The organism is Streptomyces sp. NPDC014676, from assembly GCF_043084105.1.
Taxonomy (GTDB): domain Bacteria; phylum Actinomycetota; class Actinomycetes; order Streptomycetales; family Streptomycetaceae; genus Streptomyces.
The window spans coordinates 812,271-836,286 of the sequence record NZ_JBIBZI010000001.1; the positions used below are offsets into that span (position 1 = coordinate 812,271).

Consider the following 24,016-nt stretch of genomic DNA (forward strand, 5'->3'; position numbering starts at 1 on the left):
CCCCGGACCGCGTGACAGGGCTCACGTACGCCGGGCGCGGCGCCGTCACGGACGTAGAGTCGGGCCATGACCTCCAGTGACAGTGACAGCGCCCAGCCGCCCGCGAAGGCCCCCGCCAAGGACCCCTGGGACCTGCCCGACGTCTCCGGGCTCGTCGTCGGCGTGCTCGGCGGCACCGGACCGCAGGGCAAGGGTCTGGCCTACCGGCTCGCCAAGGCCGGCCAGAAGGTGATCATCGGCTCCCGCGCCGCCGAGCGCGCCCGGGACGCCGCCGAGGAGCTCGGTCACGGCGTCGAGGGCGCCGACAACGCCGAGACCGCCCGGCGCAGCGACATCGTGATCGTCGCCGTGCCGTGGGACGGCCACGGCAAGACCCTCGAGTCCCTGCGCGAGGAACTGGCCGGCAAGCTCGTCGTGGACTGCGTCAACCCGCTCGGCTTCGACAAGCAGGGCGCCTACGCGCTGAAGCCGGAGGAGGGCAGCGCCGCCCAGCAGGCCGCCGCGCTGCTCCCGGACTCCCGGGTCACCGCCGCCTTCCACCACCTGTCCGCCGTCCTGCTCCAGGACCCGGGGATCGACGAGATCGACACCGATGTGATGGTGCTCGGCGAGGCCCGCGCCGACGTCGAGATCGTGCAGGCGCTCGCCGGGCGCATCCCGGGCATGCGGGGCATCTTCGCCGGACGGCTGCGCAACGCCCACCAGGTGGAGTCGCTGGTCGCCAACCTGATCTCCGTCAACCGCCGCTACAAGGCACACGCCGGGCTCCGCGTCACGGACGTATGAGGCGATGGGGGACACTGGACGCCGTAGCAGTGCCGTAGCAGTGTCCCCCGACAGGAGCCCCCCGCCATGCCCCGCCTCGCCCTCTACGCCCTCGCCGTCTGCCTCCTCGCCGTCGCCGCGGCCGTCGTCTCCTTCGTGCGGGGCAGCGTGTTCATCGGCATCGTCTGGGTGCTGCTCGCGGGACTGTCGTCCAACATGACCTGGTACTACGCGCGGCGCGGGCGGGCGGCGGCGGCGCGGAACGGCTCCGTCACGGGCTGACCGAGCAGTACCCGTCCGTCTCCCGCCAGAAGCGGAACAGGTCGTAGCCGCAGTACGTGTCGAGCTCGTCGATGCCCAGCGTCCCCAGCAGCGAGTCGATCACGTCGAAGAACGCGCCGTTCACCGACGGCACCCACAGCAGCGCGAACACGAACAGCAGACCGAACGGGGCGAACGGCTCCACCTGCCGCCGGACGTTGTACGACAGCCAGGGCTCGATCACGCCGTAGCCGTCCAGGCCCGGGACCGGCAGGAAGTTCAGGATCGCGGCCGTCACCTGGAGCAGCGCCAGGAACGCCAGCGCGAAGCGGAAGTCGGCCGGTACGCCGTCCAGCGCGCCCAGCCAGAACGGCGCCGTGCACACGATCGCGAACAGCACGTTCGTCAGCGGGCCCGCCGCCGAGATCAGGCTGTGCCGCCAGCGCCCCCGGATCCGGCCGCGCTCGATGAACACGGCACCGCCCGGCAGGCCGATCCCGCCCATGATGACGAAGACGACCGGGAGCACGACGCTCAGCAGGGCGTGCGTGTACTTCATCGGGTTCAGCGTGAGGTAGCCCTTCGCGCCGACCGATATGTCGCCGCTGTGCAGGGCGGTGCGCGCGTGCGCGTACTCGTGCAGGCACAGGGAGACGATCCAGGCGGCCGTCACGAACAGGAACACGGCGACCCCGGGCTGCTCGGCGAACCCGGTCCAGGTGGCCCACCCGGTGACCGCCGTCACGGCCAGGATGCCCAGGAAGACCGGGCTGATCCTCCGGTCGCTGTGACGGGTGGCGGCGGTGGTCATGGGACTCCTCGGACGGTCGGGCGCGGACGGGACCGCCCGACGGTACCGGGCGCACGGTGAAAACGTCTCGCGTCGGCCGCCGGTTCCGCGCAGGGTGGGGACGACCAGGACGACCACGCCGGTCACGACGATCATGCCGACCACGCCGGTTACGACGACCGGGCCGACCACACCGATCATGCCGACCACGCCGGTTACGACGACCGGGCCGGCCCCACCGGCCACGCGGACCGGGCCGGCCACGCCGACCGGGCCCCGTGACCCCCGCCACCACCACCGGAGACAATGGACCCCGTGCGCTACCGCATCCTCGGCACCACCCAGGCACTCCGTCCCGACGGCACCGTCGTCCCGGTCGGCGGGGCGCGGCTGCGCGCCCTGCTGACCGTGCTCGCCCTGCGGACCGGGCGCACCGTGCCCGTGGGCCTGCTGGTCGACGAGGTCTGGGGGGACGCGGACCCGCCGGCCGACGCCACCGGGGCGCTCCAGGCGCTGGTGGGACGGCTGCGCCGGACGCTCGGCGCGGACCAGATCGCCTCCGTCGACGGCGGCTACCGGCTGACCGCCGCGCCCGACGACATCGACCTGCACCGTTTCGAGCGGCTGGCCGGCGACGGCCTGCGCGCCCTCGCCGACGGCGACCCGGCGAAGGCGGCCGCCGTCCTCGACGACGCCCTCGCCCTGTGGCGCGGCCCCGCCCTCACCGGCCTGCCCGACCGCACCGCGGAGGCGGCCCGCCTGCGGACCCGGCACCTGGACGTGCTGCGCGCCCGGCACACCGCCGCCCTCGCCCTCGGCGACGCCGAGCAGTCCCTGCCCGAGCTGACCGCACTGTGCGACGGCCACCCCCTCGACGAACCCCTCCAGGCGCTCCGGCTGCGTGCCCTGCGCGACACGGGCCGCACCGCCGAGGCGCTGGCCGCCTACGAGGACGTACGGCGCCTGCTCGCGGACCGTCTCGGCTCCGACCCCGGCGCCGAACTACGCGCCCTGCACGCCGAGTTGCTGGAACCCGAACCGGCGCCCGCGCCCCGCGTCGGCGCGCCGCCCGGCAACCTGCGGGCCCGGCTGACCTCGTTCGTCGGCCGGGAGGCCGACATCGAGACCATCCGCGCCGACCTCGCCGCCGCCCGCCTGGTGACCCTGCTCGGACCGGGCGGGGCCGGCAAGACCCGGCTGTCGCAGGAGGCCGCCGAGACCGTACGGCAGGACCTCCCCGACGGTGTGTGGCTCGCCGAACTCGCCCCCGTCGACGACCCCGACGCCGTCCCCGAGGCCGTCCTCACCGCCGTCGGCGCCCGCGAGACCGTGCTCTACGGCGCCGGCGCCGAGAGCATGCGGGCCGTCACCGACCGGCACGACGACCCCGTGGAGCGCCTCGCCGAACACTGCGGCCCGCGCCGCATGCTGCTGATCTTGGACAACTGCGAGCACGTCGTCGAGGCCGCCGCCCACCTCGTCGAGGCGCTGCTGGAACGCTGCCCCCGGCTCACCGTCCTCGCCACCAGCCGCGAACCCCTCGGTGTGCGCGGGGAGTTGCTGCGGCCGGTGGAGCCGCTGCCCGAGCCGGTCGCGCTGCGCCTGCTCGCCGACCGCGGGGCCGCCGCCCGCCCCGGTTTCCGCCCCGACGCCGACGCCGGCACCGCGGCGGCCTGCGCGGAGATCTGCCGCCGCCTCGACGGACTGCCGCTGGCCATCGAACTCGCCGCCGCCCGGCTGCGGATGCTCACCCCGCGCCAGATCGCCGACCGGCTCGACGACCGCTTCCGCCTCCTCACCTCCGGCAGCCGCACCGTCCTCCCCAGGCAGCAGACCCTGCGGGCCGTCGTCGACTGGTCCTGGGACCTGCTCGACGCCGGCGAACGCGACGTCCTGGGCCGCCTTTCGGTCTTCGCGGGCGGCTGCGACCTCGCCGCCGCCGAGGCCGTCTGCGGACCGGCCGCGCTCGACGCGCTCGGCTCCCTCGTCGACAAGTCCCTCGTGGTGGCCGCCCCCTCGGGCGACGGCGAGATGCGCTACCGGCTCCTGGAGACCGTCAACGAGTACGCCGGCGAACGCCTCGACGAGTCCGGCCGGCGCCCGGAGGCCGAACGGGCGCACCTGACGTACTACCGCGAACTCGCCCGCACCACCGAGCCGATGCTGCGCGGACCGCGCCAGGTGGAGGCGATCGCCCTGCTGGAGCGGGAGTACGAGAACATACGCACCGCCCTGCGCCACGCCCTCGCCCTGCGCGACGAGCAGGAGGCCCTCTGCATCACCCTGTCGCTCGTCTGGTACTGGCAGATGCGCGACCTGCGCATCGAGGCCCGCAACTGGTGCACCGAGGTCATGGCCCTCGCGCCCGACCCGTTCACCGAGCCGTTGCGGCGCGCCGTGCCGTTGTGGGAGCGCTGCACCGACGCCCCGCCCCCGATGGCCGGCGAACTCCTCGCCGAGGCCCGCCGCGGGGTGCACCTCGCCCATCTCGCCCACATGGACACCGAGCTGGACGACTGGCAGACCCCCGAGGCACAGCACAAGCTGCGCCTCGTCGGCGCGACCTACGAGCCGGGCATGCCGCAGGCCTGCCGTCCGCCCGGCCTGCTCTGGGTGTTCGCCGTGATGCTCACCGGCGACATGGACCGGCTGCGCCACGTGGTCGACGCGGCGATCCGCACCTGCCGGGAGAACCCCGGATTCGAATGGGAACTGGCCTCCAACCTCCAACTGCGCGCCAACTTCCTCGCCAACCGCAGCGACTGGGCCGGTGACGCCCGCCGCGACGCCGACGAGGCCCTGGAGATCCACCGCCGGCTCGGCGACACCTGGGGCATCGCCGAGGCCCTCTCCGCGCGCGGCGAGGCCCGCGAACAGGCCGGCGCGTACGAGGCCGCCGCCGCGGACTACGAGGCGGCGATCGAGCACGCCGACCGCCTCGGCGCCCGCGCCCACACGGCCGTGCTCACCGCCCGGCTGGGCAACGTCCTGCTGGAGGCGGGGCAGGCCGAGCGCGGTGAGCGGCTGCTGCGCGAAGTCATCGACGACATGCGCGGCCGGCACATCGAGGCCCTGCCCGCCGCCCGGCTCTACCTGACCGGCTGGCTGTGCACGACCGGCCGTACGGTGGAGGCCCGGCAGCATCTGCGGGAACTGCGCGAGGAGTTCCGCATCGCGCACTACGTCGTCTTCGACGCGTTCATCCTCGGTGCCGAGGGCTGGCTGGAGGTGGCCGACGGCAACGACGAGCAGGCCCTGGTCGTCCTGCGGGAGGCGATCAGGCAGGCGGGCGACCCGCTGTCCGCCGCCATGGCACCCCATATGCGCTCGGCGTACGTCACCATGGGCGCCACCGCCCTCGCCGGAGTCGACGGCGGACGGCACGCGGCGGACGCGGCCCGCTGCCTCGGCGCCGCCGACTCCTGGCTGCCGCCCGAGCACGTCCTGGCGCGCATGGAGCGCGAGGCCCGGGCACGCGCCGAGGCGCGCGCCCGGTCGGTGCTCGGGGACACGGCGTACGAGACCGCGTACGCCGAGGGCGACGGCCTCTCCCCGGCTCAGACCCTCGCCCTCCTCGAACCGGCGTGATCAGCTCTTCGTACGGAACTTGTGGATCGCGACCGGTGCCATCACCGCCGTGATCCCCACCGACCAGGCCAGCGTCAGCCACAGGTCGTGGGCGACCGGGCCGCCCACCATCAGCCCGCGCGCGGCGTCCGCCAGCGCGGACAGCGGGTTGACCTCGGTGAAGGACTCCAGCCAGCCCGGCATCGACTGGGTCGGCGCGAAGATCGACGAGCCGAACTGCAGCGGCATCAGCACCAGGAAGCCCATCGCCTGCACCGACTGCGCGTTCTTCATCACCACACCCAGCGTGAGGAAGATCCACATCAGTGCCGAGCCGAACACCGCGGACAGTCCCACGGCGGCGAACAGCCCCGGCCAGTTGTCGATGTCGAAGCCGACGAGCACACCGACGATCATCAGGATGGCGGTGGCGATCAGCATCCGCACCATCTCGACCGAGATCTTCGCGAACAGCACCGAGCCACGCCCGATGGGCAGCGAACGGAAGCGGTCCATCACCCCGGTGTTGAAGTCCTGGTTGAACCCGGTGCCCACGCCCTGGGCCATGTTCATGCCCATCATGGCCATCAGGCCGGGCACGATGTACTGCACATAGGCGTCCTGCCCGCCGCCCAGCGACTGCCCGATCGAGCCGCCGAAGACGTACACGAACAGCAGGGTGAAGACGATCGGGAACAGCACGGCGTCGAACATCGACTCCGGGTCCTGCCGTATCCACAGCAGATTGCGGCGTACGAGCGCCCCGGTGTGCCGCAGATGGGCACGCAACGGGATACGCGCGTCGGCGCGGAGGTCGGTGGCGGTGGCGGTAGCGGTGGCGGCACTCATACGGCGACGGCCTCCTCGTGGGTCTCGGCGGGTACGGCGTCCTGCGGGGCACTGGCACGGTGGCCGGTGAGGGACAGGAACACCTCGTCCAGGCTGGGCAGTTCGGTGGTGATGGAGCTGAGGGTGATCCCGCGCGCGGTGACCGCGCCGACCACGGCGGTCAACTGCTCGTCGCTCAGCACCGGAACGAGCACGGCACCCCGCTCGGTGTCCACGGTGGTCGTGGCGAGCCCGGTGATGCCGAGGGTGTCGAGGGCGTCCGCCAGCGGGCGCAACTGCAGTGGGTCGGCCGGGCGGACCCGCAGCGTACGGCCGCCGACCTTGGCCTTCAGCTCCTCGATGCCGCCGCTCGCGATGACCTTGCCCCGGTCCACGACGGTCAGCTCGGAGGCGAGCTGCTCGGCCTCCTCCATGTACTGGGTGGTCAGCAGCACCGTCACCCCGTCCCCGACCAGCCGCTTGACCTCGTCCCACACCTCGTTGCGGGTACGGGGGTCCAGCCCCGTGGTCGGCTCGTCCAGGTACAGCACGGCCGGCCGGCCGATCATCGAGGCGGCCAGGTCGAGGCGGCGCCGCATACCGCCCGAGTAGGTGGCGGCCGGGCGCCGTGCCGCCTCGGTGAGCGAGAACCGCTCCAGCAGCTCGTCGGCGCGGGACCGCGCCTCCTTGCGGGACAGGTCGAGCAGCCGCCCGATCAGGTACAGGTTCTCCCACCCCGGGAGCTTCTCGTCCACGGAGGCGTACTGCCCGGTCAGCCCGATCACCCGGCGCAGCTGCCGCGGCTGGCGCACCACGTCGTACCCCGCGACGGTGGCGTGCCCGGCGGTCGGGGTGAGCAGCGTGGACAGGATCCGCACCAGCGTGGTCTTCCCGGCCCCGTTCGGCCCGAGCACCCCCATCACGGTGCCCTCACGCACATCCAGATCGACACCGTCCAGTGCCTTGGTCCCGCCGTAGTGCTTGACCAGCCCCCGCACGGTGACGGCGCTCCCCGCGCCCCTCAGGTCCTTGTCGTTTCGCGTCATGCCCCCGACTCTGCCGCCCCCCACCGACAAACCCCCGACATCCCACCGACAGCTCGGCCGACGGCACCGACAACTCCCCATGGCCACCGCAACCATCAATTGAGGTACCACCACGGCGCGCACCACATCCGCGAGAGCGGCGCCGGTTTAGGCGCAAAAGGTGCCGGCCCCGTCGACGGGGGAAGATCGACGGGGCCGGCAGGTGGTGCGGCAATGGCTCAACAGCGGCGGAGCCGCTCAGTGCACGGAGTGCGCCTCCTCCGGGAAGGTCCCGCCCACCACATCCTCGGCGAACGCCTTCGCCGCCCCGCTCATGACCTCACGCAGATTCGCGTACCGCTTGACGAACTTGGGCACACGCCCTCCCGTCAGCCCCAGCATGTCGGTCCACACCAGCACCTGCGCGTCCGTCTCCGGCCCGGCCCCGATCCCGACGGTCGGGATGTGCAGCGTCCGCGTCACCTCGGCCGCCAGCTCCGCCGGCACCAGCTCCAGCACCACCGCGAACGCCCCCGCGTCCTGGACGGCCTTCGCGTCGCGCAGCAACTGCTGCGCCGCCTCCTCGCCCCGCCCCTGCACCCGGTACCCCATCGCGTTCACCGACTGCGGCGTCAGCCCGATGTGGGCCATCACCGGGATCCCGGACTCCACCAGCAGCTCGATCTGCCGGTGCGACCGCTCGCCGCCCTCCAGCTTCACGGCGCCGACACCGGCCTCCTTCACCAGCCGGGTCGCCGAGCGCAGCGCCTGCACCGGACCCTCCTGGTAGGAGCCGAAGGGCAGGTCGCCCACGATCAGCGCGCGCGAGGTGCCCCGTACGACCGCCGCCGACAGCATGGTCATCTCGTCGAGGGTGACGGGCACGGTGGTCTCGTACCCGAGGTGGCAGTTGCCGGCCGAGTCGCCGACGAGCATGACCGGGATGCCGGCCTCGTCGAACACGGACGCGGTCATCGCGTCGTACGCGGTGAGCATGGGCCACTTCTCGCCGCGCTCCTTGGCGGCGGCGATGTCGCGGACCGTGATACGGCGCGTGCCCTTGCCCCCGTACAGCGTCGCTCCGCCGGAGGGGGAACCGGACGTCGTCCCGGTCTGGGCAGCCGAAAGCTGCGTCATTGAACCGTCTCCCAACACGTCATCTCGAGGCGCCCTGACGGCGTCCCCGGACCACGTCCATGGTGGCACCTCGCCCCGGCGAGGGCCAGAGGACCCCCTGTGAGTTCCGCCGTGCAATATCCCGGCAAGTTCTGGGCAAAACGTTTACGATACGAGACGGTTCCGTATCGTAATTAACTACGCTGGGCCGCATGACTTCTCCTGCCGCCCCTGCCCGCCGCCGGGTCCCGGAAGCCGTGCACCGGCGCCGCTGGGCGATCCTCGGCGTGCTGATGCTCAGCCTGCTGATCGTCGTGCTCGACAACTCGATCCTGAACGTCGCCATCAAGACGATCTCCACCCCCGCCCCCACCGGCCTGGGCGCCACCCAGAGCGAGCTGGAGTGGGCGATCAACTCCTACACGCTCGTCTTCGCCGGTCTGCTCTTCAGCGCGGGGCTCCTCGGCGACCGGCTCGGTCGCAAGAAGGTGCTGATCGGCGGCCTCGTCGTGTTCGGCGTCGGCTCGGCGTTCGCCGCGTTCTCCGGCTCACCGGCCGAGCTGATCGGCTTCCGCGCGGTGATGGGGCTGGGCGCCGCACTCGTCATGCCGGCCACCCTGGCCGTCCTGATGAACGTCTTCGAACGCGACGAGCAGCCCAAGGCCATCGGCATCTGGGCGGGCGGTGTGGGCCTCGCCATCGCCATCGGCCCGATCACCGGCGGATTCCTCCTGGACCACTTCTGGTGGGGCTCGGTCTTCCTCGTCAACGTGCCCATCGTCGTCCTCGCCGTCGCCCTGATGCTGTGGCTGGTCCCCGACTCCCGCGACCCGAACCCCGGCCGGATCGACCCCGTCGGCGTCGTCCTGTCCGTGGCCGGACTGGTCCTGCTGGTCTACGGCATCATCAAGGGCGGCCAGCTCGCCGACTTCACCGACCTCACGGTGGTGTCGACGATCGGCGCCGGTCTCGCCGTACTCGCCGCGTTCGTGGTGTTCGAGAAGCGCAGCGACCACCCGTCCATCGACGTCACCTACTTCAAGAACAAGGTGTTCTCCGCCGCGGTCGTCGCGATCGCGCTGGTCTTCTTCGCGCTGATGGGCGTGACGTTCTTCGCCGTGTTCTACACCCAGAGCGTGCGCGGATACTCTCCGCTGGAGACGGGCCTGCTGATGCTGCCGCTGGCCGCCACACAGATGATCTTCGCGCCCCGGGCCCGCCTCCTGGTGGACCGCTTCGGCAACAAGGTCACCACGACCGCCGGCCTGCTGGTGCTCGCCGCGACCCTGGCGGCGTTCGCCACCCTGGACGCGGACACGCCGATCTGGATCCTGGAGGTCGTCTTCTTCCTCATGGGCGCCGGAATGGCGCACGTCATGACACCGGTCAGCGTCGTCATCATGCAGGCCCTGCCCCGCGAGAAGGCCGGCTCCGCCTCCGCCCTCAGCAACGTCTTCCGCCAGGTCGGCGGCGCCCTCGGCATCGCCGTACTCGGCTCGGTGCTGTCCGCCGCCTACCGCAGCGGCATCGAGGACGAACTCGGCCTGCTGCCGCCCGGCGCCCGGCACGCGGCCGGCGAGTCCATCGAGGCCACCCTGGCCGTGGCGGACCGGCTGGGCGCGCGCGGCGAGCCCCTGATCGGCGCGGCCGACGACGCGTTCCTGCACGCCATGCACGTCACCGCGCTGTGGGGAGCGGGCGTCGCCGTGCTGGGCGCGGTCGTCGTCGCCGTGTTCCTGCCCGGCCGTACGCCGGCGCCCGAAGGGGACGAGGAGAGGCGGGAAGCGGTGCCGGCGACTGGTCGGTGACCCCCGGGCGGTGGACCGCCGACACCGCCCACCGGGAGAATCGTCCCAGCCCGTCTCCGACGTAAGGAGCCCGACGACGTGATCCCGGCCGACACCGACCCCCGGCAGGACGGCCCCGCACGGGGCCGCCCCCGCAGCGAGGCGGTCGAACGCGCCATCATCGAGGGAGTGATGAGGCTCCTGGAGGACGGCGTGCCCCTCGCGGAGCTCTCCATCGAGCGCATCGCCCGCACCGCCGGCGTCGGCAAGGCCACCATCTACCGCCGCTGGCGCGGCAAGGAGCAGCTCTTCGTCGACGTCCTGCGCGCCGCCGAGCCCCCGGACCCCGAACTCCCCGGCACCTCCATGCGCGACGACCTCGTCGTCCTGCTGGAGTCCCTGCGCCTGCGCGGCCTGGCCGGGCGGACCTCGGCGTTCCTGTACAACGTGCGCGCCCAGATGAAGAGCAGCCCCAACCTCTGGGCCGCCTACCACGACACCGTCATCCTGCCGCGCCGCCGGCTCGGCCTGGAGGTGCTGCGCCGGGGCCGGGAGAACGGCGAACTGCGCGCCGACGTCGACCTGGAGATCCTCAACGACATCGTCGTGGGCCCCATCCTCGTCCGCACCGTCCTGCGCCCCGACGCGGAGCTCCCGGACGACCTGGCCGAACAAGTCGTCGACACGCTCCTCGAAGGACTGCGCCCCGTCACCGGCTAGCCGCAATGTGCGCGTTTCGTCACAGAGGACGCTTTCACCACCCCCGTCCGGAACTCCCCGAGTGCCCCCGCACGTCCTCGCCCCCGTACGGCCGTCGAGGGGCGGCGGGAACGGAACCGATCATCCCCTAGTGTCTTACGGACACGGGGGCGACGGTGTGCACGGCAGGTTGTGAGGCGACGGTATGGCGCAGCAGGCGTACAGGACGGAGACGGACAACGGCGGTTCGGAGCCCGAACCGCAGCCGACCCGGCTCCGACGCCTGCGCGAGCGCCTCACCAGAGGCTGGCGCGGTGACCGCCGCGTCTGGCGCCGCGGCTTCGTCCTGGCCGCCTGCTCGGTCCTGACCGCCCTGGTCATGCTGGCCCACGGCCACATCCCGAACGCGATCGGCAACCTGGGCAGCCTGGTGGACACCTTCCTCCCCTGGGTGGGCCTGCTGATCCCCGTACTGCTCGTCCTCGGTCTGATCCGCAAGTCGGCGACGGCGCTGATCGCGACGATCCTGCCGGCGGCCGTCTGGCTGAACCTCTTCGGCGGCCTGCTCACGGACAAGACCGCCACGGGCGGCGACCTCACGGTGGCCACGCACAACGTCAACGCCGACAACCCGGACCCGGCCGCCACCGCCCGCGGCGTGGCCGCCTCGGGCGCGGACGTGCTGGCCCTGGAGGAGCTGAAGGCGTCGGAGGTCCCGACGTACGAGCGGGCGCTGGAGCCGACGTACGCGTACCACGAGGTGGTCGGCACCGTCGGCCTGTGGAGCAAGTACCCCCTGAGCGACGTGAAGGCGGTCGACATCCGCCTCGGCTGGAAGCGCGCGATGCGCGCCACGGTGGCCGCCCCCACCGGCCAGGTCGCCGTCTACGTCGCCCACCTCCCCTCCGTCCGCGTGAAGCTGGAGGCGGGGTTCACGGCCCGTCAGAGGGACAAGAGCGCCGACGCCCTGGGCGAGGCCATCGCCGACGAACCACTGCCGAACGTCGTGCTGCTCGGCGACCTGAACGGCACGATGAACGACCGCGCCCTGAACGCCGTCACCTCCCAGATGCGCTCCACCCAGGGCGCCGTGGGCAGCGGCTTCGGCTTCAGCTGGCCGGCGTCGTTCCCGATGGCGCGGATCGACCAGATCCTGGTCAAGGGCGCCGAACCGGAAAGCTCCTGGACCCTCCCGGCCACGGCGAGCGACCACCTCCCCATAGCGGCCCGTGTGAGGGTCACCACGGGGTGAGCGCGGGGCATGCGGCACGGCTGCCCGCGGATCGCGGGAGCGGTGGTGGCCGCCCGCAATGGCCGGCGCGTCCGTGGATCGCGGGGGCGAGGGCAGGTAGTCGCGTACGGCGGGGAGGGGACGGGGCGGCGGGGGTGGCCGCCCGCAATGGCCGGCGCGTCCGCACCCCAGGCCCCCTCCAGTGAGCGCAGTCGCGCCAGTCCGAGGACGGACACCCCCCCCGACGCGGCCCCGACCCACCCACCGGCCGGGGGCGCTACGCACACCCCCACCGAAGCCGCACAGGCGCCGCAGGCATCCCCCACCGGCCCGAACGCCGCAACCGCAGGGCCGTCCTGCTCACCGGGCCGAACGCCGCGCCGCGGGCACTTCGCCGACGCGCGTCAGACGCGCACTCCTTCGCGCCAGCCGTTCGTGATCGGCAGGCGGCGGTCCTTGCCGAAGCCCTTCGGGGAGATCTTCGTGCCCGGCGGGTACTGCCGCCGCTTGTACTCCGCCCGGTCCACCATCCGCAGCGTCTTCGTCACCAGCTCCGCGTCGAACCCGGCCGCGACGATCTCGTCCGCCCCCCGGTCCCGGTCCACGTACAGCGCCAGGATCGCGTCCAGCACCGGATAGTCCGGCAGCGAGTCCGTGTCCACCTGCCCCGGCCGCAACTCCGCGCTCGGCGGCTTCGAGATCGAGTTCTCCGGGATCGGAGGCGTCTGCCCCCGCTCCACCGCCGCCCGGTTACGCCACCGGGCCAGCCGGAACACCGACGTCTTGTACACGTCCTTGATCGGCCCGTACGCCCCGACCGAGTCCCCGTACAGCGTCGAGTACCCCACCGCCAGCTCCGACTTGTTCCCCGGCGCCAGCACGATGTGCCCCTCCTGATTGGAGATCGCCATCAGCAGCGTCCCCCGCAGCCGTGACTGCAGGTTCTCCTCCGCCAGCCCCGTCAGCCCCAGCGCCCCCATGTACGCGTCGAACATCGGCTCGATCGGAACCGTCCGGTAGTTCAGCCCCGTCCGCCGCGCCAGCTCCGCCGCGTCGTCCTTCGAGTGCTCGGACGAGTACTTCGACGGCATCGACACGCCGTACACGTTCTCCGCGCCCACCGCGTCACAGGCGAGAGCGGCGACCAGCGCCGAGTCGATCCCCCCGGACAGCCCGATCAGCACCGACCGGAACCCGTTCTTCTCGACGTACGCCCGCAGCCCCACGACCAGCGCGGAGTACACCTCCTCGTCGTCGTCGAGCCGCTCGGCGTACCCCCCGGACGACGAGGCGTCGTACGCGGGCACGGGCTCCTCCGACAGTACGACCCGGTCGATCCGCAGCCCGTCGTCGACGATTCCCGTCGGCGCGTCGGCCTCCGCGAGGGGCAGCTCGAGATCGACCACGACGCACGCCTCGGCGAACTGCGGCGCACGCGTCACGACGCCGCCGTCACGGTCCACGACGATCGAGTCCCCGTCGAAGACCAGCTCGTCCTGCCCGCCCGTCATCGCGAGGTACGCGGTCGTGCACCCGGCCTCCTGCGCCCGCTTGCGCACCAGCTCCAGCCGGGTGTCGTCCTTGTCCCGCTCGTACGGCGAGGCGTTGACCGACAGCAGCAGCCCGGCCCGCGCGGACCGCGCCGCCGGCACCCGCCCCCCGTCCTGCCACAGGTCCTCGCAGATGGCGAGGGCGACGTCGACCCCGTGCACCCGCACCACCGGCATGGTGTCGCCGGGCACGAAGTAGCGGAACTCGTCGAAGACGCCGTAGTTCGGCAGGTGGTGCTTGGCGTAGCTCAGTACCACCTCACCCCCGTACAGCACGGCGCCCGCGTTCTGCGGGGCACCGGCCGGCTGCCCGTACTTCGGCTGGGCGACGGCGCTGCGGTCGAGGTACCCGACGATCACCGGAAGCTCCCCGAACCCCTCCTCGGCGAGCCGGGCGGCCAGCGAGCGCAGCGCCGCCCGCGAGGCCTCCACGAAGGACGACCGCAGGGCGAGGTCCTCGACGGGATACCCGGTCAGCGCCATCTCGGGGAACGCCACGAGGTGCGCTCCCTGCTCGGCGGAGTGCCGGGTCCAGCGGACGATCGTGTCGGCGTTGCCGGCGAGGTCGCCGACGCTCGAGTCGATCTGATTCAGGGCGAGACGTAGTTGAGGCACGGGCCCAGTGTAATCGTCACAACGACGCGATGTCCCGGAGCCCCGTCCGCTACGGCCGGGCCGCCGCCCCCCGCTCCTCCAGCATCCCCGCCATCAGCGCGATCTCGGACTCCTGCCCCTCCACCATCCCCCGGGCGAGCCGCTTCTCGGCCCCCACCTCGCACGCGCGGACACACGCCTGGGCCATGTGCACCCCGCCCTTGTGGTGGTCCGTCATGAGTTGCAGGTAGAAGACCTCCGCCCGCTCCCCGCTCAGCGACCCCAGCCGCTCCATCTCGGCGTTGGTCGCCATCCCCGGCATCAGCGCGCCGTCCTTACCGGAAGCGCCGTCACCCATCCCCATCCAGGTCATGGGCGGATCCATGGACACCTTGGGCAGTTCCCACAGGTCGAGCCACCCCAGCAGCATGCCCCGCTGGTTGGCCTGCGTCTGGGCGATGTCGTAGGCGAGCCGCCGGACCTCCTCGTCGTCCGTGCGGTCCCGTACGACGTACGACATCTCGACGGCCTGCTGGTGGTGCACGGCCATGTCCCGGGCGAACCCGGCGTCCGCGGAGTCCGCGACCGGGACCGCGTCCGAGGACCCCTCGTCCCCGGCCACCGCGTAGGTGATCGCCCCGGCCGCGACCAGTGCCAGGGCCGCGGCCCCCGCGACCAGCCCGGCCTGCCTCACTTGGACAGCCCGTTGGTGCAGGCGGCCCCCGGCTCGGGCGTCTGCTCCCCCTGGACGAACTTCTCGAAGAACGCGTCCACGTTCGGATCCTCCGCCCCGGTCACCGTCCGCTGGTGCCCCCAGGCGGACAGCATGATCGGATCCTTCTGGCCGTCCACCGGACTCATCAGCGTGTACGGCGTCTTCTTCACCTTCGCCGCGAGCGCGTCGACGTCCGCCTTGTCGGCCGAGGTGTTGTACGTCACCCACACGGCACCGTGCTCCAGCGAGTGCACGGCATTGGTGTTGTTGATCTCGTCGGCGTAGACGTCCCCGTTGCAGTTCATCCACACCGGGTTGTGGTCACCGCCCACCGGGGGCGAGACGGGGTAGTCCACGGCCTTGGTCACGTGGTTGCGCCCCAGCTCGCCCTCCCACTTCCGCACACCGTCGGCACCCGTGACGAACTTGCCCGAGCTCTTCGAGTCGGCGGCCGCGCCGCCGTCGTCGTCCGACTGGGACTGGACGAGCACCACACTGCCGGCGACGAGCCCGGCGACGACCACCACACTGGCGGCGATGACGAGGAGCCGGTTGCGGCGCTCGCGGGCCTTCTCGGCGCGCCGCATCTCCTCTATACGCGCCGAACGTGACGCGCTGCTCTTCTTGGCGGAGCCCATGGGAGTGCCCTTCGGGAGAGGAAGAGTGTGACGAACGGATCAACTGATCGTAATGGGGAAGGTGGGGCGAGCCGTAGGGGGCGCGGGAATCCGGCCCGGTGCCCACGTGTGCACGCCCTCCGCACACATTCTCCACCCCGGATAATTTGAACCCCAGATACGTATTACCTACGCTGCATGGTATGCGGCTCCTCCGCTCCACCGACCTGGCCCTCCGGGTCCTCATGCGCCTCGCCGTGGCCGGCGACTCCAACCCGACGACACGTGACGTCTCGGAAGCCATGGACGTGCCCTACACCCACGCCGCGAAGGTCGTCGCCGAGCTCCAGCGCATGGGCCTGCTCACGGCCCGTCGCGGCAGGGGAGGCGGCCTCGCGCTCACGGAGGAGGGCCGCACCGCCTCGGTGGGTGCCCTGGTGCGGGCCTTCGAGGGTGAGGGCGACGTCGTCGACTGCGAGGGCACCGCCACCTCGTCCCCCTGCCCGCTGAGCTCGGCCTGCCGGCTGCGCGGCGCCCTGCGCCGGGCCCAGGAGGCGTTCTTCGCCTCGCTGGACCCGGTCACGGTGGCGGACATCGTCTCGGCCCCCACGGGCCCCCTCCTGCTGGGCATCTCCCCGAGGCCGTGAGCCACCGGCTGCGAGCCACCGGCCGTTACGGATGCCGGCCCGAACGGGCAAGATGGGCTCCGGAGCGGTACACCTGGCGTGTGTGAGGCGTTCAGGCCGCGGCAAGCCGGCCGATCAAGGTCGGCAACGCGTATGAAACGCTGGTGTGGTGGGATGCTCGGGACACCCGACCGCCTCCCGGGGGCGTGGGAGCGGACAGGCGGCCTGACCGGCAAGGATGGGGAAGCGGAAGATGGACAAGCAGCAGGAGTTCGTGCTCCGGACGTTGGAGGAGCGCGACATCCGGTTCGTGCGCCTGTGGTTCACCGACGTGCTGGGCTTCCTCAAGTCCGTGGCCGTCGCCCCCGCCGAGCTCGAACAGGCGTTCGACGAAGGGATCGGCTTCGACGGCTCCGCCATCGAGGGCTTCGCCCGGGTGTACGAGTCCGACATGATCGCCAAGCCGGACCCGTCGACGTTCCAGATCCTCCCTTGGCGCGCCGAGGCCCCCGGCACGGCCCGCATGTTCTGCGACATCCTCATGCCGGACGGCTCCCCGTCCTTCGCCGACCCGCGCTACGTCCTCAAGCGCGCGCTCGCCCGCACCTCCGACCTGGGCTTCACCTTCTACACCCACCCGGAGATCGAGTTCTTCCTGCTGAAGGACAGGCCGCTGGACGGCAGCCGCCCGACCCCCGCGGACAACTCCGGCTACTTCGACCACACCCCGCAGAACGTCGGCATGGACTTCCGCCGCCAGGCGATCACCATGCTGGAGTCGATGGGCATCTCGGTGGAGTTCTCCCACCACGAGGGCGCCCCCGGCCAGCAGGAGATCGACCTCCGCTACGCGGACGCGCTCTCCACGGCGGACAACATCATGACGTTCCGCCTGGTCATGAAGCAGGTGGCCCTGGAACAGGGCGTCCAGGCGACCTTCATGCCGAAGCCCTTCTCCGAGTACCCCGGCTCCGGGATGCACACCCACCTCTCCCTCTTCGAGGGCGACCGCAACGCGTTCTACGAGTCCGGTTCGGAGTACCAGCTCTCCAAGGTCGGCCGCTCCTTCATCGCGGGCCTGCTGCGGCACGCGGCGGAGGTCTCGGCGGTCACCAACCAGTGGGTCAACTCCTACAAGCGCATCTGGGGCGGCACGGAGCGCACGGCCGGCGCCGGCGGCGAGGCCCCGTCGTACATCTGCTGGGGCCACAACAACCGCTCGGCGCTGGTCCGCGTGCCCATGTACAAGCCCGGCAAGACCGGCTCGGCGCGCGTGGAGGTCCGCTCCATCGACTCCGGCGCCAACCCGTACCTGACCTACGCCGTCCTGCTGGCCGCCGGCCTGAAGGGCATCGAGGAGGGTTACGAGCTCCCGCCGGGCGCCGAGGACGACGTGTGGGCCCTGTCCGACGCGGAACGCCGCGCGCTGGGCATCGAGCCCCTGCCGCAGAACCTGGGCGAGGCCCTGACCCTGATGGAGCGCAGCGACCTGGTCGCCGAGACCCTCGGCGAGCACGTCTTCGACTTCTTCCTGCGCAACAAGCGCCAGGAGTGGGAGGAGTACCGCTCCGAGGTCACCGCCTTCGAGCTGCGCAAGAACCTGCCGGTGCTGTAAGCGCGGGTCGGAGCGAATTTCCCGCCGATCGAGCGAGGGGGCCGTCGGTTCCACCGCCGGCCCCCTCCGCCTGCGCCCCGGCGGTCAGCCCATGCTCTTGGAGCCGTCCAGCGACTCACGGATGATGTCGGCGTGGCCGGCGTGCTGGGCGGTCTCGGCGATGACGTGCATCAGCGTCCTGCGGGCCGACCACCGCGCGTCGGACTCGAACCACGGGGCCTTCGGCAGGGGCCATGCGGCGTCGAGGTCGGGCAGGGCCGCGACCAGGTCGTCGGTCCGGGCGGCCACGTCGGCGTACTCGGCCAGCACACCGGCCAGCGTCTCGCCGGGCAGCATCCGGAACTCGTCGGCCCGCCGGGCCCAGTCGGCCTCGGTCATGGCGGTGAAGTCCCCCATCACCGAAGGGCCGTTCAGGATGAAGTCCACCCAGTTCCGTTCGACGGCGGTGACGTGCTTGATCAGGCCGCCCAGGCAGAGCTCGCTGCTCGTGGTCCGCAGCCCGGCCTGTTCGTCGGTGAGGTCACGGGTGGTGAAGCGCAGGAAGTGCCGGTGCTTGGCGAGCGTCTCCAGCAGGTCGGCGCGCTCGCCGGTGGGGGCCGGGGCTCCGGCCGGTTCCTGGGTGGCCGGTTCGTTCACGGTCATGATCTCCGCCTTCCGGGGTTCTTCCGTCGGTCGAGGACCACGCTAGGAGCCATTGAGGTCAGATCCTGTCCTAGAACGCCCGGAGGCGGCGGGCCGTATGAAATCGGAAGGTTGTATTCCGTAACTGTGCGGAACCTTGCCAGCCCCTCGGGCGTGCCCCTACTGTCAACGGCAGACCAAAAGAAAGCGCTTTCCCGCCGATGGGCCCGGCTCACCCTGCCCCCCTCTCATCGGCCTTACTGTCATGCTCATGACATTCAGTCCGGCGCAACTCGGAGTACGAAAGGCGAGACGAGAATGAGACGATCAGTCGCCGTACGGCTCTCCGCCGTACTGGCCACGGGAGCCCTCGCGGCAGCGACCGGTGTGGCCCTGTCCAGCTCCACGGCCTCCGCCGCGACCGGCGGTGTCACCGGTTACGCGACCCAGAACGGCGGGACCACCGGCGGCGCGGGCGGCCAGACGGTCCGCGCCACCACCGGCACCGCGATCCACCAGGCCCTGTGCGGCCGGGCCAGCAGCTCGACCCCGATCACCATCCAGGTCGAGGGCACCATCAACCACGGCAACACCGCCAAGGTGTCCGGCAGCAGCTGCAACACCGCCGCCGGCGTCATCGAGCTCAAGCAGATCAGCAACGTCACGATCGTCGGGGTCGGCAACGGCGCCGTCTTCGACCAACTGGGCATCCACATCCGGGAGTCCAGCAACATCATCATCCAGAACGTGACGGTGCGGAACGTCAAGAAGTCCGGCTCGCCCACGTCGAACGGCGGCGACGCCATCGGCATGGAAAGCGATGTCCGCAACGTCTGGGTCGACCACGTCACGCTGGAGGCGTCCGGCGGCGAGTCGGAGGGCTACGACGGCCTCTTCGACATGAAGGACAACACCCAGTACGTGACGCTGTCCTACAGCACCCTGCGCAACTCCGGCCGCGGCGGCCTGATCGGCTCCAGCGAGAGCGACACCTCGAACGGGTATGTCACGTTCCACCACAACCTGTACGAGAACATCGACTCCCGTACGCCCCTGCTGCGTGGCGGCATCTCCCACATCTACAACAACCACTACAAGAACTTGAACGAGTCCGGGATCAACTCCCGGGCCGGCGCCCGCGCCAAGGTGGACAACAACTACTTCGAGGACTCCAAGGACGTCCTCGGCACCTTCTACACCGACGCCGCCGGCTACTGGCAGGTCAGCGGCAACGTCTTCGACAACGTGACCTGGTCCGAGCGGGAGGGCGACAACAACCCGGCCGGCCCGAACCCGACGTCGAACACCTCGGTCGGCATCCCGTACGCGTACACCCTCGACGCGGCCACCTGCGTACCGAGCGTGGTGAGCCAGACGGCGGGCGCCAACAAGGGCCTGAAGGTCTCCGACGGCAGCTGCACCCCGCAGAGCCCGGACCCGACCGATCCCGACCCGACGGACCCGGACCCCACTGACCCGCCCGCCGGCACCAACCTCAGCATCGGCGCGGGTGCCGACGGCTCCTCCAAGGCCTCCGGGACGAGCTACGGCAACGTCGTCGACGGCAGCACGAGCACGTACTGGTCGCCGTCCGGTTCGACCGGCTCCGTCTCGGTCAAGTGGGGCTCGGCCACCACGGTCTCCAAGATCAACATCCGTGAGGCGTCGGGTTCGGGCGCCATCGGCTCCTACCGCGTCCTCAACCACGACACGGGCGCGGTCCTGGCCTCCGGCAGCGGAGCGGGCGTCATCGGCTTCTCCGCGACCTCCCTGAAGAAGATCACCTTCGAGATCACCAGCGCCTCGGGCACCCCGCGGATCGCCGAATTCGAGACGTACGCGAGCTGACACGTACCGGGGGCCGTCCTCGCGGCGGCCCCCGGGCCCCGGCCGGCGTGACGCGTCACGAAGCGGGCTCACGCCCCGCCGTGAGGGCGGGACGGGGCGAACGGGCTTCGGAACACGCCGACGAGTGACATTCCCCGGCGTCCGATGTCAGTGCCGTGTCCTACATTGCGGTTGACCGAGCGAGCGGGAACGAGGAGGAGCCATGGCCGGGATCACGATAGAGATCGCACCCCCGGACGATCCCCACTGGGACAAGGCCTGGCCGGTCGCCCTGGCGACGGGGGAGTACCTGTCGAAGGTGCTGGGGGTGCCAGTGACCGTGAGCGACAACTGCGGAAGCGCGCACGACTTCCAGCCGGAGAGCGGCTGACGGCCGGACGGCCGGACGGCCGGGTCCCTGCCTCCGTACCCGTGCGGGCGCCGGAGGCAGGGCCGCCGCGTCGCTCACCCGGGTCCGGAGCGGCGGCCGGCCTCGTCCTTGAGGCTGCGGCCGGATTCCTTGGCCTGGTCGGTGACCTGGCCGGTCTGGTCGCGGGCCTCGTCCTGGGTGGTGCGGGCCGCCTGTTGCGCGGTGTCCTTCACCTCCGCGGCCGCGCTCTGCGTGACCTCCTTGGCGCCTTCCTTCAGGTGCTGCGCGGACTCGGTGGCGGCCTGCTTCACCGGCTCCAGCGCCTCGGCGCCGCGCTCCATCAGCTCGGACGCCTTCTGCTGCTCCTTCTCGGAGGCGGGCACCATCGAGGCGGCCAGCAGGCCGACGCCGAAGGCGACCAGGCCGGCGGCCAGCGGGTTGCCCTGCGTCTGGCGGCGGGCCATCTCGGGTGTCTGCTGGATGGCCTCTCCCGCCTGACCGGCGACCTCGCGCGCCGAGTCGGCCGCGCGTTCGGTGCCCTCCTGCACCGAACCGGCCGCCGAGCCCGCCGCCGACTGCACCGAGCCGGCCGCCGACCGGGCGGTGTCGGCCACACCGTGCGCCGTGTACGAGGCGGTGCCCATGACGCGGTCACGGACGCCCGAGACCGTGCGGCGCATCCTCGCCTTGCGGCGGCGGGCCATGCGGCGCGGGCTGGCCCGGTCGGCGAGCCGGTCCACGTCCGCGGACAGCTGGTTGCGGGTGGCCGCTATCTCGGCCCTCATTTGGTCGGGTGACGTGCCCATTCCGCGTCCTCCTTCAGGGTCTGGACGGTGCGCTCGGGCTTCGGCGAGACGGTGCGCATCTGCGCGCGGCCCTTCTGGTACAGCACGGCCGCGGCGACGGCCCACAGCGCGGCGATGATCAGCGCGGCCCAGCCGTCGTCCATCACGTTGGCCAGACCGAACATGGCCGCCAGCGACAGGAACAGCAGGACCATGTAGCCGGCGAAGCCGGCGCCGCCGTACATCCCGGCCGCCTTGCCCGCCTTGGTGCCCTCCTCCTTGACCTCGGCCTTGGCCAGCTCCACCTCCTGACGGAAGAGGACCTGGAGGTCGGAGGTCACCTGTGACAGCAGCTCACCCGCGGACCGCTCCCCTTCGTACGGCTCGGCCGAGCGGGCCCGGGACAGCGGTGACATCGTGGCCATCTCACGCCTCCGGGAACGGGCGGCCCGGCGTGCCGAGGCTCGGCGGAGTGGACGGCGCGGGCGGTGCGGTCCCCGGCGGGGGAGCGACCGGCAGGGCCTCGGAGGCCGGGGCCGCGGTGACCCGCCGCTGCCCGTTCCCGTCGGCCCGGGAGGCCGTCTGCGCCACCTTCGCCAGGCGGCCGACGGCCAGTCCGGCCAGCAGCGCGCCGCCGAGGAAGGCGCCGGGACGGCGCCGGGCGAAGCCCTGGAGGTCGGCGGCGATGCCTTCGACCCCCTGCCGCTCCAGATAGTCGGCCGCCCGCATTCCCTTGTCGCCCGCGCGGGCCGCCATGCTGCGGGCGGGCGAGTCGTGCTCGGCGTGCGCGGCCAGGCTCGAGAAGTCGTTCGCCCACTGCCGCAGCGTGCCGGCCGCCCGCCTGGTCTGCCCGTCCGCCTCCTCCATGGCGCGGCCGCGCAGGTCCTCGATGACCGTACCGGCCTGCTGCCGCGCCTCGTCCACGACGGTCCGGGCCTGTTCCGCCGCGGTCCCCGCCACCTGACCGGCGGCCTGCCTGGCCTGACCGGCCGTCGCGGAGGTCTCTGCCTTGACCTTGTCTCCGGTGCTCCCGGATCCGGTTCGTACGGACTCACTCATCGGCGACTTCCCCTCATCGGATGTGTGCGTACGGCCCGTGCCCGGTGACCCGGTGTGGGCCGGAACTCGCGTTCCGGACCGCACACGTGGCCGTCCGTCCCGGCCCGAGTGGCCATTTGTGACGGTTTGACACGCCATGAGGGAAACCTGTGCCGCGCCGTGTCGTGTCATGCAGTGGGGCGAGTGTGACGGAGCGGTTCGCCGCCCGCTCCCACCGCGCCTGCTCGATGAGCGAGCCGTACCGTGCGGGCACGGCTCCGAGGCGCACCGTCGTCGGCGCGGACGACGGTGGCCGAGGGGCGTGCGGGGACGCTACAGATCGTCGGGCAGGAGCCGGAACGCCGGGTGTGCGGTGAGTGGGCGGATGGCGCGGAAGTCCTTCCGGTCGAGCGTGAGCACGGCGTCCGTCGCGTACGCGCGGGCCATGACCGCGATCACCGAGTCGGTCAGGCCGAGTGCGAGTTCCCGGTACCTGCGCTGAACGTGCCTGGCGTCCGAGAGGAGATCGGCGTGCGCGTCACCGAAGACGTAGCGCCCCGTCCTGGCCTGCGCCACGAGTGAGTCCATGACCTGCCCTGCGGCATCCTTGTTGAACCGGCGGCTCAACAGGTGGTCCAGTTCGGCGAGGACGAGTTGGGGGATCACCAGAAGGCCGGCCGTGTCCATCACGTGACGGGCGGTCTTGTGCTCGGGGCAACTGTGATCGAGGGAGGCGATGACCCCCGACGTGTCGGCGATGACGATCACTTATGAGGCCTCGCTCCAGCGACCGAAGCCCGTCTCGCCCAGTATCTCGTCACCTCGCTCCGCGAAGGTGGGGTCGCCGCTGTCGAGGACGGGAAGCCCCGCGGGCTCGTCCCAGACACGATTGCGGGCGATGGCGAGGCGGACGCCCTCACGAATCAGTTCGGCTTCGCTGATCCCTCTCCGCGCGGCCGTGTCCTTGAGGTCGTGGAGATCGTCTTCCTCGAGGTAGACCGTCGTTCGCTTGAGGCTCATGGCGGTTTGGTACTCCCGCCATACGTTGCCCTACCCCTCCGCCGGACCCCCCAGCACCTTGTGCAGCGGCTCCGTCGCCCGCCGCCGGTACTCCTGGACCGCCCAGCCGTTGCCGTCCGGGTCCGTGAAGTACATGAAGGTGGCGCCGTCGGCGTCGGCGTACCGGACCGGTTCGGAGACGTCCAGGCCGCGGGCGGTCAGTTCCGCGTGGGCCGCCCCGATGTCGGCGACGCAGAGCTGGAGCCCCCGGTAGGAGCCGGGGGCCGGGGCGGGCCCCGGGGTCATCTCCCAGATGCTGTTGCCCAGGGCGATCGAGCAGCCGGAGCCGGGCGGGGTGAGCTGCACGATGCGCATGCCCGGCATGACCTCCTGGTCGATGTCGACGTGGAAGCCGACCTTGTCCCGGTAGAAGTCCCTGGCGCGGTCGATGTCGCTCACCGGGAGCGGGATCACTTCGAGGGTCATGTCCATGGAACAGCGACTCCTTCGTCGGCGTATCGGCTGCGCATCGCCCGGACCGTCACCCGGTCCGGCCGGACGGCTGCCCCCACCGAATCCGAAAACCGTCC

Annotated in this window: 24 protein-coding genes; 10 read left to right on the forward strand and 14 right to left on the reverse strand. The window is 71.7% G+C overall.

Going from position 1 to position 24,016, the window contains the following annotated elements; translation table 11 throughout:
• Positions 1–66: 66 nt before the first annotated feature.
• Positions 67–786 carry an NADPH-dependent F420 reductase gene (npdG, locus tag ACF1DX_RS03815; RefSeq protein ID WP_391789617.1) on the forward strand — a complete coding sequence of 240 codons (720 nt, stop codon included), beginning with the start codon at positions 67–69 and terminating at the stop codon, positions 784–786.
• A 66-nt stretch (positions 787–852) separates the two neighbouring features.
• Positions 853–1,047 carry a hypothetical protein gene (locus ACF1DX_RS03820; RefSeq protein ID WP_391789618.1) on the forward strand — a complete coding sequence of 65 codons (195 nt, stop codon included), beginning with the start codon at positions 853–855 and terminating at the stop codon, positions 1,045–1,047.
• Here ACF1DX_RS03820 and ACF1DX_RS03825 read toward each other — a convergent pair.
• Complete coding sequence (locus ACF1DX_RS03825) at positions 1,037–1,837, reverse strand: site-2 protease family protein (RefSeq protein ID WP_391789735.1); 801 nt, start codon at positions 1,835–1,837, stop codon at positions 1,037–1,039. The two genes, ACF1DX_RS03820 and ACF1DX_RS03825, sit on opposite strands and share 11 nt — an antisense overlap.
• Positions 1,838–2,122: 285 nt before the next feature.
• Here ACF1DX_RS03825 and ACF1DX_RS03830 point away from each other — a divergent pair, with 285 nt between their 5' ends.
• Positions 2,123–5,404 (forward strand): BTAD domain-containing putative transcriptional regulator, encoded by a 3,282-nt coding sequence (locus tag ACF1DX_RS03830; protein ID WP_391789619.1) that lies wholly within the window; start codon positions 2,123–2,125, stop codon positions 5,402–5,404.
• Here ACF1DX_RS03830 and ACF1DX_RS03835 read toward each other — a convergent pair whose 3' ends face one another.
• The 3 genes from ACF1DX_RS03835 to panB all read right to left on the reverse strand — a co-directional run bounded on the left by ACF1DX_RS03835 (position 5,405) and on the right by panB (position 8,373).
• A complete protein-coding gene (locus tag ACF1DX_RS03835) occupies positions 5,405–6,232 on the reverse strand; it encodes an ABC transporter permease (RefSeq protein ID WP_391789620.1) in 828 nt (275 codons plus the stop codon).
• Positions 6,229–7,257 carry an ATP-binding cassette domain-containing protein gene (locus ACF1DX_RS03840; protein WP_391789621.1) on the reverse strand — a complete coding sequence of 343 codons (1,029 nt, stop codon included), beginning with the start codon at positions 7,255–7,257 and terminating at the stop codon, positions 6,229–6,231. The genes ACF1DX_RS03835 and ACF1DX_RS03840 overlap by 4 nt, the downstream gene beginning before the upstream one ends.
• A gap of 237 nt (positions 7,258–7,494) precedes the next feature.
• Entirely contained in the window at positions 7,495–8,373 is an 879-nt protein-coding gene (panB, locus tag ACF1DX_RS03845) for a 3-methyl-2-oxobutanoate hydroxymethyltransferase (protein ID WP_391789622.1), read from the reverse strand.
• Between the two features lie 191 nt (positions 8,374–8,564).
• Between panB and ACF1DX_RS03850 the strand changes: the two genes are divergently transcribed.
• The 3 genes from ACF1DX_RS03850 (at position 8,565) to ACF1DX_RS03860 (ending at position 12,090) form a co-directional block, all read left to right on the forward strand.
• Positions 8,565–10,160: an MFS transporter gene (locus ACF1DX_RS03850; protein ID WP_391789623.1), complete on the forward strand. Its 1,596-nt coding sequence runs from the start codon at positions 8,565–8,567 to the stop codon at positions 10,158–10,160.
• A 78-nt stretch (positions 10,161–10,238) separates the two neighbouring features.
• On the forward strand, positions 10,239–10,859 hold the full coding sequence (locus tag ACF1DX_RS03855) for a TetR/AcrR family transcriptional regulator (RefSeq protein ID WP_391789624.1): 621 nt from the start codon (positions 10,239–10,241) through the stop codon (positions 10,857–10,859).
• 184 nt (positions 10,860–11,043) lie between these two features.
• Positions 11,044–12,090: an endonuclease/exonuclease/phosphatase family protein gene (locus ACF1DX_RS03860; protein WP_391789625.1), complete on the forward strand. Its 1,047-nt coding sequence runs from the start codon at positions 11,044–11,046 to the stop codon at positions 12,088–12,090.
• Between the two features lie 383 nt (positions 12,091–12,473).
• Here ACF1DX_RS03860 and ACF1DX_RS03865 read toward each other — a convergent pair whose 3' ends face one another.
• The 3 genes from ACF1DX_RS03865 to ACF1DX_RS03875 are packed head-to-tail and all read right to left on the reverse strand — an operon-like array spanning position 12,474 to position 15,566.
• Entirely contained in the window at positions 12,474–14,234 is a 1,761-nt protein-coding gene (locus ACF1DX_RS03865; protein ID WP_391789626.1) for an NAD+ synthase, read from the reverse strand.
• A 49-nt stretch (positions 14,235–14,283) separates the two neighbouring features.
• Positions 14,284–14,907: a DUF305 domain-containing protein gene (locus ACF1DX_RS03870; protein WP_391789627.1), complete on the reverse strand. Its 624-nt coding sequence runs from the start codon at positions 14,905–14,907 to the stop codon at positions 14,284–14,286.
• A complete protein-coding gene (locus tag ACF1DX_RS03875; RefSeq protein ID WP_391789628.1) occupies positions 14,904–15,566 on the reverse strand; it encodes a DUF3105 domain-containing protein in 663 nt (220 codons plus the stop codon). Before ACF1DX_RS03875 ends, ACF1DX_RS03870 begins: the two co-directional genes overlap by 4 nt.
• 182 nt (positions 15,567–15,748) lie before the next feature.
• Between ACF1DX_RS03875 and ACF1DX_RS03880 the strand changes: the two genes are divergently transcribed.
• Positions 15,749–16,192: an RrF2 family transcriptional regulator gene (locus ACF1DX_RS03880; protein ID WP_391789629.1), complete on the forward strand. Its 444-nt coding sequence runs from the start codon at positions 15,749–15,751 to the stop codon at positions 16,190–16,192.
• 232 nt (positions 16,193–16,424) lie between these two features.
• Positions 16,425–17,786 (forward strand): type I glutamate--ammonia ligase, encoded by a 1,362-nt coding sequence (glnA, locus tag ACF1DX_RS03885; protein ID WP_391789630.1) that lies wholly within the window; start codon positions 16,425–16,427, stop codon positions 17,784–17,786.
• An 84-nt stretch (positions 17,787–17,870) separates the two neighbouring features.
• Here glnA and ACF1DX_RS03890 read toward each other — a convergent pair whose 3' ends face one another.
• Positions 17,871–18,428 carry a DinB family protein gene (locus ACF1DX_RS03890; protein ID WP_391789631.1) on the reverse strand — a complete coding sequence of 186 codons (558 nt, stop codon included), beginning with the start codon at positions 18,426–18,428 and terminating at the stop codon, positions 17,871–17,873.
• A gap of 297 nt (positions 18,429–18,725) precedes the next feature.
• Between ACF1DX_RS03890 and ACF1DX_RS03895 the strand changes: the two genes are divergently transcribed.
• Together ACF1DX_RS03895 and ACF1DX_RS03900 are read left to right on the forward strand one after the other, a co-directional pair.
• Complete coding sequence (locus ACF1DX_RS03895; protein ID WP_391789632.1) at positions 18,726–20,255, forward strand: polysaccharide lyase family 1 protein; 1,530 nt, start codon at positions 18,726–18,728, stop codon at positions 20,253–20,255.
• Positions 20,256–20,457: 202 nt separating this feature from the next.
• The gene (locus ACF1DX_RS03900; protein ID WP_158801176.1) at positions 20,458–20,625 is read left to right on the forward strand and encodes a hypothetical protein; all 168 of its coding nucleotides are present in this window, start codon (positions 20,458–20,460) and stop codon (positions 20,623–20,625) included.
• Positions 20,626–20,699: 74 nt separating this feature from the next.
• On the opposite strand, the gene ACF1DX_RS03905 is transcribed toward ACF1DX_RS03900, so the two are convergent.
• The 6 genes from ACF1DX_RS03905 to ACF1DX_RS03930 form a co-directional block, all read right to left on the reverse strand.
• A complete protein-coding gene (locus ACF1DX_RS03905) occupies positions 20,700–21,410 on the reverse strand; it encodes a DUF3618 domain-containing protein (protein WP_391789633.1) in 711 nt (236 codons plus the stop codon).
• Complete coding sequence (locus ACF1DX_RS03910) at positions 21,386–21,814, reverse strand: phage holin family protein (RefSeq protein ID WP_391789634.1); 429 nt, start codon at positions 21,812–21,814, stop codon at positions 21,386–21,388. Before ACF1DX_RS03910 ends, ACF1DX_RS03905 begins: the two co-directional genes overlap by 25 nt.
• 1 nt (position 21,815) lies before the next feature.
• Positions 21,816–22,448: a hypothetical protein gene (locus ACF1DX_RS03915; protein WP_391789635.1), complete on the reverse strand. Its 633-nt coding sequence runs from the start codon at positions 22,446–22,448 to the stop codon at positions 21,816–21,818.
• Positions 22,449–22,760: 312 nt separating this feature from the next.
• Positions 22,761–23,195 (reverse strand): PIN domain-containing protein, encoded by a 435-nt coding sequence (locus ACF1DX_RS03920; RefSeq protein ID WP_391789636.1) that lies wholly within the window; start codon positions 23,193–23,195, stop codon positions 22,761–22,763.
• Entirely contained in the window at positions 23,196–23,447 is a 252-nt protein-coding gene (locus ACF1DX_RS03925; RefSeq protein ID WP_391789637.1) for a CopG family transcriptional regulator, read from the reverse strand.
• 30 nt (positions 23,448–23,477) lie between these two features.
• The gene (locus ACF1DX_RS03930; protein WP_391789638.1) at positions 23,478–23,918 is read right to left on the reverse strand and encodes a VOC family protein; all 441 of its coding nucleotides are present in this window, start codon (positions 23,916–23,918) and stop codon (positions 23,478–23,480) included.
• Positions 23,919–24,016: the final 98 nt, after the last annotated feature.